The organism is Streptomyces sp. NPDC041122, from assembly GCF_055592445.1.
In genome coordinates, this window is sequence record NZ_JBVIYQ010000003.1 from 57,793 (window position 1) to 72,298 (window position 14,506).

15 protein-coding genes and 1 tRNA gene are annotated in these 14,506 nt (G+C 71.2%); 7 read left to right on the plus strand and 9 right to left on the minus strand.

What is annotated here, in order from left to right:
* Positions 1 to 53 precede the first annotated feature (53 nt).
* Positions 54 to 128 (plus strand) — tRNA-Asp (locus ACZ6B8_RS12495).
* Between the two features lie 280 nt (positions 129 to 408).
* On the plus strand, positions 409 to 660 hold the full coding sequence (locus ACZ6B8_RS12500) for a DUF6274 family protein (RefSeq protein ID WP_471089893.1): 252 nt from the start codon (positions 409 to 411) through the stop codon (positions 658 to 660).
* A gap of 489 nt (positions 661 to 1,149) precedes the next feature.
* On the opposite strand, the gene bldC is transcribed toward ACZ6B8_RS12500, so the two are convergent.
* Both bldC and ACZ6B8_RS12510 read right to left on the minus strand, forming a co-directional pair.
* Entirely contained in the window at positions 1,150 to 1,356 is a 207-nt protein-coding gene (gene bldC / locus ACZ6B8_RS12505) for a developmental transcriptional regulator BldC (RefSeq protein ID WP_003949541.1), read from the minus strand.
* A 467-nt stretch (positions 1,357 to 1,823) separates the two neighbouring features.
* Positions 1,824 to 2,705 (minus strand): DUF8083 family protein, encoded by an 882-nt coding sequence (locus tag ACZ6B8_RS12510; protein ID WP_471607232.1) that lies wholly within the window; start codon positions 2,703 to 2,705, stop codon positions 1,824 to 1,826.
* Between the two features lie 164 nt (positions 2,706 to 2,869).
* Between ACZ6B8_RS12510 and ACZ6B8_RS12515 the strand changes: the two genes are divergently transcribed.
* Together ACZ6B8_RS12515 and ACZ6B8_RS12520 are read left to right on the plus strand one after the other, a co-directional pair.
* Entirely contained in the window at positions 2,870 to 3,946 is a 1,077-nt protein-coding gene (locus ACZ6B8_RS12515) for a Leu/Phe/Val dehydrogenase (protein ID WP_471089899.1), read from the plus strand.
* Positions 3,947 to 4,263: 317 nt separating this feature from the next.
* Positions 4,264 to 4,515: a DUF3073 domain-containing protein gene (locus ACZ6B8_RS12520; RefSeq protein WP_361172967.1), complete on the plus strand. Its 252-nt coding sequence runs from the start codon at positions 4,264 to 4,266 to the stop codon at positions 4,513 to 4,515.
* A 143-nt stretch (positions 4,516 to 4,658) separates the two neighbouring features.
* On the opposite strand, the gene purM is transcribed toward ACZ6B8_RS12520, so the two are convergent.
* Together purM and purF are read right to left on the minus strand one after the other, a co-directional pair.
* The gene (gene purM / locus ACZ6B8_RS12525; protein ID WP_471089903.1) at positions 4,659 to 5,732 is read right to left on the minus strand and encodes a phosphoribosylformylglycinamidine cyclo-ligase; all 1,074 of its coding nucleotides are present in this window, start codon (positions 5,730 to 5,732) and stop codon (positions 4,659 to 4,661) included.
* A 37-nt stretch (positions 5,733 to 5,769) separates the two neighbouring features.
* The gene (gene purF / locus ACZ6B8_RS12530; RefSeq protein WP_471089906.1) at positions 5,770 to 7,296 is read right to left on the minus strand and encodes an amidophosphoribosyltransferase; all 1,527 of its coding nucleotides are present in this window, start codon (positions 7,294 to 7,296) and stop codon (positions 5,770 to 5,772) included.
* Between the two features lie 162 nt (positions 7,297 to 7,458).
* On the opposite strand from purF, the gene ACZ6B8_RS12535 reads away from it, so the two are divergent.
* The gene (locus tag ACZ6B8_RS12535) at positions 7,459 to 7,557 is read left to right on the plus strand and encodes a putative leader peptide (protein WP_355814676.1); all 99 of its coding nucleotides are present in this window, start codon (positions 7,459 to 7,461) and stop codon (positions 7,555 to 7,557) included.
* Between the two features lie 131 nt (positions 7,558 to 7,688).
* The gene (locus tag ACZ6B8_RS12540; protein WP_471607233.1) at positions 7,689 to 9,110 is read left to right on the plus strand and encodes a sulfatase-like hydrolase/transferase; all 1,422 of its coding nucleotides are present in this window, start codon (positions 7,689 to 7,691) and stop codon (positions 9,108 to 9,110) included.
* 52 nt (positions 9,111 to 9,162) lie between these two features.
* Here ACZ6B8_RS12540 and ACZ6B8_RS12545 read toward each other — a convergent pair whose 3' ends face one another.
* From ACZ6B8_RS12545 to ACZ6B8_RS12555, 3 genes are read right to left on the minus strand one after another with little or no spacing between them, the layout of a single operon-like run.
* Positions 9,163 to 10,011: an META domain-containing protein gene (locus tag ACZ6B8_RS12545; protein ID WP_471607234.1), complete on the minus strand. Its 849-nt coding sequence runs from the start codon at positions 10,009 to 10,011 to the stop codon at positions 9,163 to 9,165.
* Between the two features lie 60 nt (positions 10,012 to 10,071).
* Positions 10,072 to 10,872, minus strand: coding sequence for a maleylpyruvate isomerase family mycothiol-dependent enzyme (locus ACZ6B8_RS12550; protein WP_471607235.1), 801 nt, complete (start codon positions 10,870 to 10,872; stop codon positions 10,072 to 10,074).
* A gap of 10 nt (positions 10,873 to 10,882) precedes the next feature.
* A complete protein-coding gene (locus tag ACZ6B8_RS12555; protein ID WP_471089919.1) occupies positions 10,883 to 11,524 on the minus strand; it encodes a TetR/AcrR family transcriptional regulator in 642 nt (213 codons plus the stop codon).
* 77 nt (positions 11,525 to 11,601) lie between these two features.
* Here ACZ6B8_RS12555 and ACZ6B8_RS12560 point away from each other — a divergent pair, with 77 nt between their 5' ends.
* Positions 11,602 to 13,086, plus strand: coding sequence for an MFS transporter (locus ACZ6B8_RS12560; RefSeq protein WP_471607236.1), 1,485 nt, complete (start codon positions 11,602 to 11,604; stop codon positions 13,084 to 13,086).
* On the opposite strand, the gene ACZ6B8_RS12565 is transcribed toward ACZ6B8_RS12560, so the two are convergent.
* Both ACZ6B8_RS12565 and ACZ6B8_RS12570 read right to left on the minus strand, forming a co-directional pair.
* Positions 13,037 to 13,891 carry a M23 family metallopeptidase gene (locus ACZ6B8_RS12565; RefSeq protein ID WP_471607237.1) on the minus strand — a complete coding sequence of 285 codons (855 nt, stop codon included), beginning with the start codon at positions 13,889 to 13,891 and terminating at the stop codon, positions 13,037 to 13,039. The two genes, ACZ6B8_RS12560 and ACZ6B8_RS12565, sit on opposite strands and share 50 nt — an antisense overlap.
* Before the next feature lie 36 nt (positions 13,892 to 13,927).
* Positions 13,928 to 14,434 carry an ArsR/SmtB family transcription factor gene (locus tag ACZ6B8_RS12570; protein ID WP_471089928.1) on the minus strand — a complete coding sequence of 169 codons (507 nt, stop codon included), beginning with the start codon at positions 14,432 to 14,434 and terminating at the stop codon, positions 13,928 to 13,930.
* Positions 14,435 to 14,506 lie beyond the last annotated feature (72 nt).

Sequence of the window (14,506 nt, forward strand, 5' to 3'; positions counted from 1 at the left end):
CTGCTGTAGAGTCCTGTCTCGCAGCGCAACGCACCAACAAGCGCAGCGAGCAAGGTCCTGTGGAGCAGTTTGGAGTGCTCGCCACCCTGTCAAGGTGGAGGCCGCGGGTTCAAATCCCGTCAGGACCGCATGAGAAGAAGGGCCGCACCTCCCGGGGTGCGGCCCTTCTTCGTGCCCGGCGGAGGCCGCGCCCGCGGCGGAGCCGCCATCAGACACAGCAAATCCCGTCAGGACCGCAGTAACGAGCAAGGGCCGCAACCCCCCGGGTTGCGGCCCTTCTTCGCGTTCGGGCGCCCGCGCGCCGCCCCCGGTCGCGGCGCGATGCCGTGCCCGCAAGCTTGACTGCGTCACATTCCACCGGTACCCCGGAACAGGGAGCCGGCGGGAAGGCTCCCCTGGAGGTGACGCATGTCCGCTTCTCCGGCTCCCTCGCCGTCCGCGCGGCACGAGACACGTGCCCTGCTGCGCGCGCACCTCGCCGCGGCCACCAGCTACCGCCACGTGACCCGGCACTGTCCGATCTGCCATCGACTGCTCAGGCTCGCCCTGGAGCCCTCTCAGCCCGCCCAGGGCGAACGGGAGGCCCCCGGGGGCGCCTTCGTCACGGAGGGCGCCGCCGGCGGCGCACCGGGCGAGGACGAAAGTCCCCCCAACCCATGACCAAAGCCGACGCGCGGCCCGCCCCCGCGGTGGCAGGCTGAGAGCCGAGGGCCTTCATCCACGGCCACGACCCCTCTAGCGCAGGGGTGTCGTGCGCAACAAGCACCACGACGTGTGACGGGTGTCACCGAACAAGTTTTGGGAACCCCGGAACTTACACCCTCCCTACAACAGGCCAATTTAATATGTGCAATTGCACCACCCCCCGGACTGCGCCCCCACCCCCCTCCGAGGACCCCCCGGAGTCCGACAAGGGCGCACGAGGACCCGCTCACCAGCGCGTCCTCGGCGCACAAAAAAGATCGCGCTGGACCCGGCGGAGTCCAGCGCGATCGAACGACTCACCCATGTGTCTCGGGCGTGGCTCCCGTTGGGGCAGGATCCGCGTCGCGTACAGCCATATGTCGGACGTACGGCCAGGTTGGGGGACCTGGCAGTAGTGGTGCTCTTCGCCCGGGTTGTGCGAGTTACTGCTGCTTACGCGGTACTTCAGGCCTCGCTGCGCTGCTGCGGAATACCCGCGAGCAGTGCGCGGACCTCAGCCTCGCGGTAACGGCGGTGTCCGCCGAGCGTGCGGATCGACGTGAGCTTGCCAGCCTTCGCCCAGCGCGTGACCGTCTTGGGGTCGACGCGGAACATCGTGGCGACCTCAGCCGGGGTCAGCAGCGGCTCGGCATCAGGGGTGCGAGCGGTCATGAGCGGCCTCCTCGGGAGAACCGAACCTTCTCGGTTCATTCCTCTAAATTCTGCACCTTGACCCGCGTTGCCCGAAATGGCGGACGCGAGTCGAGTCGGTTATAGGACGAACGGCTTGTCCTCGGCACTACAACTACACCATCCGTCCAGCCGCGTCGGCCAAACCGATGGAATTGCCCTCCCAGGTGTTCATCACCGACGGAAGCCGATGGACCATGCCATAGCGGACAGTCACGCCACAGTGACGATCAGTCACAGAGCGATCAGGAGTCAACAGACCCCCCATAGAGTGCAATGCTGAGCATTCCGCCCGTACTTGGGCGGAAGGAGCCCTCCCCGGACTCCTTGTCCTATTTTGGCACGAGGAGGGGTGATGGGCGCAAGGGCCCCTAAAGTGCGGTCCGTCACGCTTGGGACAAAAGCCCGGATCGGGACCTACGTCCCGAGGCCGGCGCGGGCCGCGGCGCTCAGTTCGCGAACTGCAGGTCCCGGACCGCCCGCCACCGCTCCACGAGCCTCGCATACGCCTCGCCGGCCGCCGCGCCGTCACCGTCGCGCAGCGCCTCGATCCCCTCGGCCACGTCCGCCGCCGAGTGGTCCTCCTCCAGCTCCTGGGCGGAGACCGCGTGCACGAGCCCGCCGTAGTCGAGCTCGACCAGGGAGCGCGGGTGGAACTCCTCCAGCCACCGGCCGACGTCCACGAGCCCGTCGATGAGCGGCCCCTCGTCCAGCGCCTCCCGCAGCGCCTTCAGGCCCCGGGCGACCCGGCGCCGGGCCTGCACCATCGGAGTGCGGTAGCGCAGCAGCCGCGGGGTGCCGCGCGAACCGTCCACCCCGTCCGCTCCGTCCGCCCCGTCCTTCTCCCCCTCCTCGTACGTCCGCTCCTCGTCGTCGACGAGGACGAACCAGTGCAGCGGCACCTGCCACGTCGAGGTACGGATCCAGGGGCGCGCGTCGGGGTTGCGGGCGAGCCACTGCTCGTAGTCCGCGGCCGTCTGCCGGCGCAGCACCGGGGGGAGCACGGCGTCCAGGACCGGCCCGGGCAGCTGCCCGGCCAGCTCCCCCATGGCCTGCCAGCCGCGCAGCCGGGTCCGCCACGGACAGACGCACAGCACCCCGTCGACCTCGGCCACGAAGGCCTCGCCGCTCTCGTGCACCGGCACCGGCACCGGTGGCGTGGGCAGCAAGTCGGCGAGCGAACGGCGGAGTTCGTCCTGGCAGGTGGGCAGCTCTGGGCGGCGGGCGTAGCGCGCCCAGTGGCCGCGCTCCGGCTCGGGGAAGGCGGCCAGCGGCTCGTACACACGCAGGTAGGCCGCGTACGGAACGGTCACCGATGACACCTTGGGCACGGCTGCTCTCTCCCCCACGTACCGGCTGGAAAACACTGCACAGGTTGCCATGACCGGACTTTCGCCACGTCACGCCCGACAGCCCTTAGTCTCATGCCCAACGGGCCCCCGCCACCCGTACGGGAGCCCGGCCATCCGCCGCCATTCGACCGGGAGTCACCACAGTGACCGAAGCAGACAACGGCGTCCTGCACACCCTGTTCCACTCGGAGCAGGGAGGCCACGAGCAAGTAGTGCTCTGCCAGGACCGTGCCAGCGGCCTCAAGGCCGTCATCGCCATCCACAGCACCGCCCTGGGCCCCGCCCTCGGCGGCACCCGCTTCTATCCGTACGCCACCGAGGAAGAGGCCGTCGCCGACGTCCTGAACCTCTCGCGCGGGATGTCGTACAAGAACGCCATGGCCGGCCTCGACCACGGCGGCGGCAAGGCCGTGATCATCGGGGACCCGTTCCGGATCAAGAGCGAGGAGCTGCTGCTCGCCTTCGGCCGGTGCGTCGCCTCGCTCGGCGGCCGGTACGTGACGGCCTGCGACGTCGGCACCTATGTCGCCGACATGGACGTGGTGGCGCGCGAGTGCCGCTGGACCACCGGGCGCTCGCCCGAGAACGGGGGCGCGGGCGACTCCTCCGTGCTCACCGCCTACGGCGTCTTCCAGGGCATGCGGGCCAGCGCCCAGCACCTGTGGGGCGACCCGACGCTGCGCGGCCGCAAGGTCGGCGTCGCCGGCGTCGGCAAGGTCGGCCACCACCTCGTCGAGCACCTCCTGGCGGACGGCGCCGAGGTCGTGATCACCGATGTGCGCGAGGAGTCGGTGGCCCACATCGTCCACCAGCACCCGTCGGTGACGGCGGTCGCCGACACCGACGCGCTGATCCGCACCGAGGGCCTCGACATCTACGCGCCCTGCGCGCTCGGTGGCGCGCTCGACGACGACTCGGTGCCGGTGCTCACCGCGAAGGTGGTGTGCGGCGCGGCCAACAACCAGCTCGCGCACCCGGGCGTGGAGAAGGACCTGGCCGACCGGTCGATCCTCTACGCGCCGGACTACGTGGTGAACGCGGGCGGCGTGATCCAGGTCGCCGACGAGCTGCACGGCTTCGACTTCGACCGCTGCAAGGCCAAGGCGTCGAAGATCTTCGACACCACCCTGGCCATATTCGCTCGCGCAAAGGAAGACGGCATTCCGCCGGCCGCGGCGGCCGACAGGATCGCCGAGCAGCGGATGGCGGACGCGCGCTGAAAAGAGCCGGAACCTGACATTCCGGTCTCCCCGGGACGCCGTTCGGGGCCCCCGCCGGCGCCCCGGGGAGACAAGACTCACCCCCGTCGGCGGGTCGCCCGACAAGAAGAGGTTAAAATCGCAGTTGACCAGCGAGGACGGGGCTCCTCGCGGGTTGTGCGCCGAGGCGCGTCCTGCGGGCGACGTACCGTATGGCCGCAGGAGCAGGTACCGTGGAAGCCCTACGGACCGGTCTCTCCGAGGAGAGTCCGTTCCAGATCATGAACGCGTGTCAAGACTCTGGGGCCGTCGAGCCCCGTATCCGAGGGGGTCGAGCCATGGGGCGCGGCCGGGCAAAGGCCAAGCAGACGAAGGTCGCCCGCCAGCTGAAGTACAGCAGCGGCGGGACTGACCTGTCGCGTCTGGCCAATGAGCTGGGCGCTTCGACTTCGCAACAGCCGCCGAATGGCGAGCCGTTCGAGGACGACGACGAGGAAGACGACCCGTACGCCCAGTACGCGGATCTGTATAACGACGACGAGGACGAGGACGACGAGTCCGGTCCGTCGTCGCAGCGCCGCGGCGCTTGACCTCGTTGCAAACGCAGCATTCGTTGTCCACGGAGTCTTCGCACTTCTCGTGACAACCGCACTTCACCCGGTCCGGGGTGGTCACCACACCGGACCGGGTTTTGTGCTGCCTCGGGGCTGCCGTCACCGGCCGCCCCACCGGCCTACTTCGCGTAGTCACCGATCAGGGCGGCGCCGCTCTCGTGGTCGCCGCGGTCGGTGATCTCGCCCGCGACCCAGGCGTCGACGCCGCGGTCCGCGAGGGTGGTGAGCGCCGCGTCCGCCGACTCCTCGGGGACGATCGCCATCATGCCGACGCCCATGTTCAGCGTCTTCTCCAGCTCCAGGCGCTCGACCTGACCGGCCTTGCCGACCACGTCGAAGACCGCGCCGGGCGCCCAGGTCCCGCGGTCCACGATCGCGTGCAGCCCGTCCGGGATGACCCGGGCGAGGTTGGCCGCGAGGCCGCCGCCGGTGATGTGGCTGAAGGCGTGGACGTCCGTGGTGCGGGTGAGCGCCAGGCAGTCCAGGGAGTAGATCTTGGTGGGCTCCAGGAGCTCCTCGCCGAGCGTGCGACCGAACTCCTCGACGCGGCGGTCCAGGGACCAGCCGGCGCGGTCGAAGACCACATGCCGGACGAGCGAGTACCCGTTCGAGTGAAGACCGGAGGACGCCATGGCGATCACCGCGTCACCCTTACGGATGCGATCGGGGCCGAGGAGGCGGTCGGCCTCGACCGCGCCCGTGCCGGCGCCCGCGACGTCGAAGTCGTCCGGACCGAGCAGGCCCGGGTGCTCCGCGGTCTCGCCGCCGACGAGGGAGCAGCCGGCGAGGACGCAGCCCTCGGCGATGCCCTTGACGATGGCGGCGACCCGCTCGGGGTGGACCTTGCCGACGCAGATGTAGTCGGTCATGAAGAGCGGCTCGGCGCCGCAGACGACGATGTCGTCCATGACCATGGCGACGAGGTCGTGGCCGATGGTGTCGTACACGCCCAGCTGCCGGGCGATGTCGACCTTCGTGCCGACCCCGTCGGTCGCGGAGGCGAGCAGCGGGCGCTCGAAGCGCTTGAGGGCCGAGGCGTCGAAGAGCCCGGCGAAACCGCCGAGGCCGCCGAGGCCCGCGACCTCCGGGCGCTGGGTCTTCTTGACCCATTCCTTCATGAGCTCGACGGCACGGTCGCCGGCCTCGATGTCTACGCCGGCGGCTGCGTAGCTGGCACCAGTGGTCTCGGGCATGGTGAGTGAGAGCTTTCGTGTCGTGACTACGTGGGGCTTACGGGCGACGGATCGCGTCGGCCGCAGCCGTGGACGCCGGGCCTGCGGCCAGCTCGGTCTCCAGGAGCTGCTTGCCGAGCAGCTCGGGGTCGGGCAGCTCCATCGGGTACTCGCCGTCGAAGCAGGCGCGGCAGAGGTTCGGCTTGTCGATGGTCGTGGCCTCGATCATGCCGTCGATGGAGATGTACGAGAGGGAGTCGGCGCCCATGGAGGTGCCGATCTCCTCGATGGTCATGCCGTTGGCGATGAGCTCGGCGCGGGTCGCGAAGTCGATGCCGAAGAAGCACGGCCACTTCACGGGCGGGGACGAGATCCGGATGTGGATCTCGGCGGCGCCGGCCTCGCGGAGCATCTTGACCAGGGCGCGCTGGGTGTTGCCGCGGACGATCGAGTCGTCGACGACCACCAGGCGCTTGCCCTTGATGACTTCCTTGAGCGGGTTGAGCTTGAGGCGGATGCCGAGCTGGCGGATCGTCTGCGAGGGCTGGATGAAGGTCCGGCCCACATAGGCGTTCTTGACCAGGCCCGCGCCGAACGGAATGCCGGACGCCTCCGCGTACCCGATCGCGGCGGGGGTGCCGGATTCCGGGGTCGCTATGACGAGGTCGGCCTCGACGGGAGCTTCCTCGGCGAGTTTCCGGCCCATCTCGACGCGCGAGAGGTAGACGTTCCGGCCGGCGATGTCGGTGTCGGGGCGCGCCAGGTAGACGTACTCGAAGACACAGCCCTTGGGCTTCGCTTCCGCGAATCGGGAGGTTCGCAGTCCGTTCTCGTCGATCGCGACGAACTCGCCGGGCTCGATCTCGCGGACGAAGCTGGCGCCGCAGATGTCGAGCGCCGCGGACTCCGACGCCACGACCCAGCCGCGCTCCAGGCGGCCGAGGACCAGCGGGCGGATGCCCTGCGGGTCGCGGCCCGCGTACAGCGTGTGCTCGTCCATGAAGACGAGGGAGAAGGCGCCCTGAACCTGCGGGAGGATCTTCATGGCGGCGTCTTCGATGGTCAGCGGCTTGCCGTCGTCGTCCACCTGGCCCGCGAGGAGAGCCGTCACCAGGTCGGTGTCGTTGGTCGCGGCGACCTGGGTCGCGCGGCCGTTCTCCTTGGGGAGTTCGGCGACCAGCTCGGCGAGCTGGGCCGTGTTGACGAGGTTGCCGTTGTGCCCGAGCGCGATGGAGCCGTGCGCGGTGGCACGGAACGTCGGCTGGGCGTTCTCCCAGACGGAGGCTCCGGTGGTCGAGTAGCGGGCGTGACCGACCGCGATGTGACCCTGGAGCGAGCCGAGAGAGGTTTCGTCGAAGACCTGGGACACGAGGCCCATGTCCTTGAAGACGAGGATCTGGGAGCCGTTGCTGACCGCGATTCCCGCGGATTCCTGGCCCCGATGCTGGAGGGCGTAGAGCCCGAAGTACGTGAGCTTTGCGACCTCTTCGCCCGGAGCCCAGACACCGAAGACGCCACAAGCGTCCTGGGGGCCTTTCTCGCCGGGGAGCAGATCGTGATTGAGTCGACCGTCACCACGTGGCACGTCTTCGAGTGTAGGCGAGATCGACCACTGGTCCGAATTGGGGATACGGCCCTTGCACGGACGGTGACGAACCGCCGGTCGGACGCCCGAGTGCTAAGCCCTCGTGAACAGGCGGGCCCCTCCGTTGACACCCGGTGCGGTGCCCCGCCAGGCTCCTGGCCCATGCAGCCGCCCCCCGGTGACCTCGCGGTCCCGCTCGTGGAGCGCCGCCACGTCGACCTGGTCCGTGTCGCGAGCGCCATCTGTCGCCGCGCTGCCTGAACGCCCCCTTTTCTCCCCTCTCTTCCGCCCTTCTCCCCTGTTTTCCCCCTTTCCGACTTTCCGTCTTTCCGTCTTTCCCCGGGTGCGGGCCGCCGCCTGCCGTGCCGCCGCGCCCCGTTCAGGAGCGCACTGTGTCTTCGTACGGATCCCAGCTGTCCCGGCGCGCCTTCGGCGGCGTCGTCGGAGCGTCGGCGACCGCCGCCGCCGTCGGGCTGCCCGCCGCCGAGGCGCGCGCCGCCGAGGAGGAGCGGCCGTTCCGGGCCGCCGCGCCCCGGCGGGCCAAGCGCCCCAACATCCTCTTCATCCTCGGCGACGACCTCGGCTGGGCCGACCTCTCCTCGTACGGGGCGCCGCACATCAGGACCCCGAACCTGGACCGGCTCGCCCGGCAGGGCGTGCGGTTCACGGACGCCTACGCCGGCTCGTCGACCTGCTCGCCCACCCGCTTCAGCCTGTACACCGGCCGCTTCCCCGGGCGGACGGAGGGCGGGCTCGCCGAGCCGATCGCCGACCGCTCCGTGGGGCTCGACCCGGACCACCCCACGCTCGCCTCGCTGCTGCGCGACGCCGGGTACGCGACCGCCCTGATCGGCAAGTGGCACTGCGGTTACCTGCCCGACCACTCCCCCACGAAGTCCGGCTGGGACGAGTTCTTCGGCAACTTCGGCGGGGCCCTGGAGTACTACTCGAAGCTGGGGCTCGGCGGGGAGTACGACCTCTTCCAGGGCGCGGTCAGGGAGGGCGACGCCGAGTACAAAGACCTGCGGTACTACACGCGGATCCTCACCGAGCGCGCCGGTGACTACATCCGGCGCGCGCACGACCGGCCGTGGCTGCTCAACCTCAACTTCACCACCCCGCACTGGCCGTGGATCGCGGACGGCGACACGGAGGAGAGCGCCGAGATCGTCCGCAGGATCAAGGCCGGGCAGGAGGGCGCGCTGTGGCACCAGGACGGCGGCTCGGTGGCGAAGTACACGGAGATGGTCGAGGACCTGGACCGCTCGGTCGGGCAGGTGCTGGGCGCGCTGAAGCGGTCCGGTCAGGAGCGGGACACCCTGGTCTTCTTCGCCTCGGACAACGGCGGCGAGCGGTTCTCGTACAACTGGCCGCTGTCCGGCAACAAGGGGTCGCTGAAGGAGGGCGGCATCCGGGTGCCGACCCTCGTGCGGTGGCCGGCGCGGATCGACGGCGGGCAGGTCAGCCACGAACCGGTCTACACGCCCGACTGGACGGCGACCCTCCTGGAGATCGCCGGGGCCCGGCCGGATCCCGCGCACCCGCTGGACGGCACGAGCCTCGCCCCGTATCTGCTGCGGGGCGAGGAGCTCGCCGAGCGTCAGCTCTTCTGGCGGGTGCGCGGGGAGCGGGCGCTGCGGCGCGGGAAGTGGAAGTACTACCGCGGCAAGGGCGGCCAGGACCAGCTGTTCGACCTCACGGCCGACCGGCGCGAACAGGCCGACCGGGCCGCGGGCGAGCCGGCGCTCCTCGCCGAGCTGAGGACGGCGTGGGAGCGGACGGAGGGGGAGCTGTTGCCCTATCCGAAGGGGTGAGACGGGTCCGGAGGGATGAGACGGGGCGCGGGCGGGGCGCCCCCTCCCGCGGCTACTTCTTCGCGTCCTTGGTGGCCGCATTCGCGCTGATCACCGTGCCGTCGGCGGCGGTCAGCCGCAGGGTGTCCTGCTTCACCTCGTACCGCGCCTTGCCGTCGAAGAGCTTCAGCAGCCTGCGCTCGGTCTTCATCGGCTCGCCGGGGCACATCTTGCGGGTGGTCGTCGGCGGTCCGAAGGTGATGCGGCCGTTCTCGACCTCGGCCTTGGCGGTGACGGTGTTGCAGCCGAGGCTGCCGCGCACCTTGCCGTCCTCGCCGAAGGTCAGATGGACCTTGCCGTCCATCTCCTTCGGCAGGGCGGCGGCCGTGCCGCCGTCGTCGACGGCGCTCACCTGCCACCGGGTGCCGGTGAGCGGGGCGTCGGGCTCCTCGGGCCGTGCGGTGAAGTTCACGCGGTCTCCCTCGGGGGTGGTGAGCGTCATCCTGCCGTCGTCGACCTTCGCGGTGAACGTGCCCTCGCCGAGGGCGCGTACGAGGTCCTTCTCGAAGTTCATGCGGCCGTCGTCCATGCAGGCCCGCTTCGTCGTCCGGGGCGTGCCGAAGTGGAGGGTGTCGCCCTTGACGGACACGTCGGAGCCGAACGCGTTGCAGCCGTAGCTGCCGCCGGCCTTCCCGTCCTTGCCGATCTTGAGGTAGGCGCCGGCCGGGGCGTCCTGTTCCTTGCCGCCGAGGGTCAGGCTGTCGACGTGCCAGCGCACGCCGGTGAGGTCCGGCTCGCTCTGCACGGAACGGCCGCCGGAGTCGCCGTCGGAGCCGGCCCCGGACTCGGTGCCGCATGCGGTGAGCAGCAGTCCGGCGGAGGCCAGCGCGGTCAGGGTGAGGGTCAGACGTTGCGTGTGCATGACGATGTGACGGGACACGTGGGGGATCCGGTTCCCTCGGGCTCGCCGGAAGGACATGGGTCAGCCCATGATCGGCAGCAGCCCCGAGAGGTCCGCCCGTTCCCCGCTCGCGCTCACCTTCGCCGTCTCGCGCGCCGTCGCCCAGTCCGTACGCCCGGTCGCGAGGCGGATCCAGGTGAGCGGATCGGTCTCGACGACGTTGGGCGGGGTGCCGCGGGTGTGCCGGGGGCCCTCGACGCACTGCACGACCGCGTAGGGCGGGACGCGCACCTCGGTCGAGGCGCCGGGCGCCTTCACGGCGAGGGCGTCCGCGAGCAGCCGGGCGCAGGCGGCCAGGGCGCGGGGGTCGTACGGGACGTCGAGGCCCGGCACCGCGTCGTTCAAGTCGTCGGTGTGCACGATGAGTTCGACCGTGCGGGTGACCATGAAGTCGGCCAGGGTCATGGCGCCGAAGCGGGACGGCACCAGGCGCGCGTCGGGCGCCCCGGGCAGCGACTCCTCGATGCCGGCGAGGGTGCGGGTGAAGAGCGCGTCGAGGTCGGCGCCGGCGGCCTCGGCGGTCTCCCGGGTGTCCCGGTCGACCTGTCCGGCCGCGGTGACCGTGGCGAACGGCCAGTCCATGAGCGGGACTTCGTGCCGGGCCGGCTCCGGCAGGGCGAGGTAGCGGTGGACGGTGCCGAGCACCATCGCGAGGTGCGCGGCCAGTTCGCGGACCGTCCAGTCGCCGAGCCGGGTCGGCCGGGCGAGCTGCTCGGGCGTGAGGCCGGCGACCGCTTCCCGTACGGCGCCGAACTGGGCGAGCACGGCGGTGCGGATCTTGGTGGAGTCGTACGCGCGCGTGCGCTTTTTGGCCGGTGGCATGGGGCCGACCCTAAGCGTTGCCGGGGTATCCCTGAAGTCCCTTTTCGACCAGGTCGAAGGCGCGGGCCGCCAGCGCCGCGCAGTCCTCGGCCATGGCGTCGACGCTGTCGCCCGCGACGAGCCTGCGGTGGTTCTCCAGGATGACCGCGTCCCGTGCCGCGGTGAGCTGGTGGGCGGCGATGCCCGCCATCAGCCGGTCGCCGGTCTCCTCGGCGAGCGCGTCGGCGAGGAGACCGGTGCTGCGCATCTGGAAGATCATCGCGCGGCGGGCCAATGCCGGGGTGTCGCTGATGAGCTGGCGCAGCTGGAGCAGGCGCGGGTCGCCGGAGAGTCCGATGGAGGGGTCGCGTTCGGCGATCTTGGCCAGGAACTGGCGGCGGACCGCCGCGACCGCGGACTCGCCGGGCGCACGGTGGCGCACGGCGTCGGCGGGGTCCCCGACGTGGTCCTCCATGGGGCCGAGGAGCACGTCCTCCTTGGTGCCGAAGTAGTTGAAGACGGTCATCTTCGAGACCTCGGCGGCGGCGGCGATCTCCGCGACGGAGACCTTGTCGTATCCCCGCTCCAGGAAGAGGTCGAGCGCGGTCCGCCAGATCCGCATCGCGGTCTGCCGCTTCTTGCGCTCGCGCAGCCCCAGGGTTTCCTCAGCCATGGCCGTACTGTACCAGGATGAAGTTTTGTCCGAGCTTAAATATTGACTCGGTACATTTTTATGGGCAGGGTGGCGCCATGACCGTGACCCCCGCCGCCGCGCCCGACGCGCCCGCCGCCCCGCTCCTGACCGAGGGGCGGCGCAAGGTCGCCCTCGTCGTCTGCCTCGCCACGATCGTGCTCGCCGTCCTCGACCTGCAGATCGTCTCCGCCGCGACCGTGCCGATCGTCCGCGACCTCGACCCCGTCCACGGCGTCGACTCGATCCCCTGGCTGGTCAGCGCCTACGCCCTCGCCGGCGCCGCGATGCTCCCGCTCTACGGCAAGCTCTGCGACGTACTCGGCGCCGAACGGATCTTCGTCGCCGCCGTCACCGTCTTCCTGATCGGTTCCGCGCTCTGCGGCACCGCCCAGTCGATGCCCCAGCTCATCGCGGCCCGCGCCGCGCAGGGCGTCGGGGGCGGCGGCCTGATGAGCGTCACGATGGTGGTGCTCGCCCAGCTCAAGGGCCCCGACGGCAAGTCCACGAAGAGCGGCGGCTTCGGCGGCGTCGTCGCGGGCGGCGGCATGGCGCTCGGCCCGTGGCTCGGCGGCCTCCTCGCCGACCACGCGAACTGGCGCTGGATCTTCTACGTCAACCTGCCCGTCGGCATCGCGGTCCTCGCCGCCTCCGCCGTCGTCCTGCGGCTGCCGCGCCGCCCCGCCGCGCGCCGCGCCGTCGACTACCCGGGCGCCGCGCTCGCCGCCGCCTTCTCCGTGGCGCTGCTCCTGGTCACCGACTGGGGCGGCAAGGAGTACGCCTGGTCCTCGCCCGTCGTCGTGGGCCTGCTCGGCGCGACCGCGGCCACCCTCGCGCTGTTCCTGTGGCGGCAGGCCAGGGCCGCCGAACCGGTGCTGCCGCTCTCGCTGTTCCGCATCCCGCAGCTGCGCCGCGGCTTCGCCATCCAGGGCCTGACCGGCGCCGCCATGATGTGCGTGATCTATTACGTGCTGGTCTATCTGCAGCTCGCTCGGGGCGTCTCCAGCTCGTCGGCCGGGCTCTATCTGCTGCCGATGGCCGCCGGCATGACCGCCGTCGGCCTCCTCTCGGGCCGGCTCGCCGCGCGCGGCTGGTCCGCGCGGACGTTCACCGTCAGCGGCACGGCGACCGCCGCCGTGGCCTTCGCGCTCCTCGCGACCGTGGGCCCGGACACCTCGCTCTGGCTGATCCGCGCCGAACTCCTGCTGGCCGGGGCCGGGTTCGGCCAGCTGATCGGACAGCTCATCCAGCTCGCCCAGGACTCCGCGCCGCCCCACCAGCTGGGCGTCGCGACGACGGGCATCCGCTTCTTCCAGACCCTCGGCAACGCGATCGGCACCGCCCTGTTCGGCACCGTCCTGCTCCGCCTGTACGCGGCGAACGGACCCGGCGGCGACATCGGCGCGCTGCCCGGCCTGACCGGGAGCGCCCACGCCGCCGCCGTCCGCGCCTACGTCGACGCGACCGACACCGTGTTCCTGTGCGGCGCCGGGGTCATGCTGCTCGGGACCGCCCTCGCGCTGCGGCTTCCCCGGCGACGGTGAACACCTCGCCGCCCGCGGGCACCCCGACCCCGCGCCAGCGGAACGGCACCCCCCGCGCGGTGTCCAGGTCGGGCCCGTCCATCAGCTGGAAGTGCAGGTGCGGTTCGGTGGAGTTGCCGGAGTTGCCGCAGCGGCCGATCTGCTGGCCGGCGACGACCCGCTCCCCCGCCCGCACCGCGAGCGAGCCCTGCCGGACGTGGGCGTACACGGCGTGCGTCCCGCCGCCGAGGTCGAGCACGATGTGGTTGCCGACGATGCGACGGGACCCGCCGACGGTCCGCCCGATGCTCTCGACCAGCGAGAAGTACAGCACCCCGGCGAGGGAGCTGCGGCTGAGATGGTCGCGCTGGCGGTCCTCGGCGTGCACGACCGTGGCGTCGGCGACCGCGTACAGCGGCGCCCCGAAGGCCGGGTACGCCGCACCGCGCCGGGCGACGGGCCAGAACCAGACGGGGGCGGGCCGGGCGGGCCCCTCCGCGGGCTCGGCCGTGATGTCGATGGCGTAGCTCTGCCCGAGGGTGTGCGTGCCGTGGCTCGGCACCTTGTCGGCGGGGCTGTTGAGCGCGGACCAGCGGCCGGTGACCGGGGGGTCGACCTCGACGGGGGTCCGGGGCGCCAGCTCGATGCGGCGCTTGGCGGCGCGGGAGTTCACGAGGCCGAGGGCGATCGCGCCGATCGCGGGCAGCCAGCTCGCCCAGTAGCCGTAGGGCAGGTCCGTGACGAACCCGACGACGATCTGGACGAAGAAGACGACCCACAGCGCGTGCTGGGCCACGGCGGCGACCTTGCGGCGTCCCTCTGACATGACTTCCCCCTGGTACGACGGTTGGTACGACGGTGATCAGGTGACGGGGCGCGCGGCCGTGAGCACCACGAGCAGCGGGACCACCCGGCCTGCCGGGACCTCGTGCCGCCCGCGCTCGGTGGTGTGCAGCCAGCCGGCGGCGGTCAACTGGCGCAGGTGGTGGTAGATCTGGCCGGTCGTGCCGACGTCGTCGAGCGCGGCCAGCTCGGCGGCGGTGCGCAGACCGCCGAGGATCTCCCGCAGCAGCCGCAGCCGTACGGGGTGGCCGAGCGCGGCGAACGACTCGGCGGCATCCGACCACTCGCCCTCGAACAGGGCCTCGGTGAGCTGCCCGTACTGCCAGTCGTAGCGATGCCCCGTCGGCACCCGCACCGAGCCGGTGAACAGGACGGCGCCGTCCGCGTCCTCGGTCACCGGGTGCCGCGCCTTCAGGGCGTCGAGGGCCCAGAAATCGCCCTCGCCCACGGCGGGAGCGGCCGGGTCCGCGCCCTCCAGCTCCGCCATGCGCCGTTCGAGCTCGGCGACGCGCTCTTCCAGATTCATGACGATGATATTACGTAATTACGTAATGCCGATCAAGTGGCATACGACGAAGCCCCCGCCGGGACCGGGTCC

Bases quoted from the DNA above. Each gene is read 5' to 3' on its own strand.
- bldC (WP_003949541.1), bottom strand. From the start codon at position 1,356: ATGACCGCTCGCACCCCTGATGCCGAGCCGCTGCTGACCCCGGCTGAG.
- ACZ6B8_RS12535 (WP_355814676.1), top strand. From the start codon at position 7,459: ATGCAGCCGCCCCCCGGTGACCTCGCGGTCCCGCTCGTGGAGCGCCGC.
- ACZ6B8_RS12565 (WP_471607237.1), bottom strand. From the start codon at position 13,891: ATGTCAGAGGGACGCCGCAAGGTCGCCGCCGTGGCCCAGCACGCGCTG.
- ACZ6B8_RS12550 (WP_471607235.1), bottom strand. From the start codon at position 10,872: ATGCCACCGGCCAAAAAGCGCACGCGCGCGTACGACTCCACCAAGATC.
- ACZ6B8_RS12560 (WP_471607236.1), top strand. From the start codon at position 11,602: ATGACCGTGACCCCCGCCGCCGCGCCCGACGCGCCCGCCGCCCCGCTC.
- purM (WP_471089903.1), bottom strand. From the start codon at position 5,732: ATGCCCGAGACCACTGGTGCCAGCTACGCAGCCGCCGGCGTAGACATC.
- ACZ6B8_RS12555 (WP_471089919.1), bottom strand. From the start codon at position 11,524: ATGGCTGAGGAAACCCTGGGGCTGCGCGAGCGCAAGAAGCGGCAGACC.
- ACZ6B8_RS12500 (WP_471089893.1), top strand. From the start codon at position 409: ATGTCCGCTTCTCCGGCTCCCTCGCCGTCCGCGCGGCACGAGACACGT.
- ACZ6B8_RS12545 (WP_471607234.1), bottom strand. From the start codon at position 10,011: ATGCACACGCAACGTCTGACCCTCACCCTGACCGCGCTGGCCTCCGCC.
- ACZ6B8_RS12570 (WP_471089928.1), bottom strand. From the start codon at position 14,434: ATGAATCTGGAAGAGCGCGTCGCCGAGCTCGAACGGCGCATGGCGGAG.
- ACZ6B8_RS12520 (WP_361172967.1), top strand. From the start codon at position 4,264: ATGGGGCGCGGCCGGGCAAAGGCCAAGCAGACGAAGGTCGCCCGCCAG.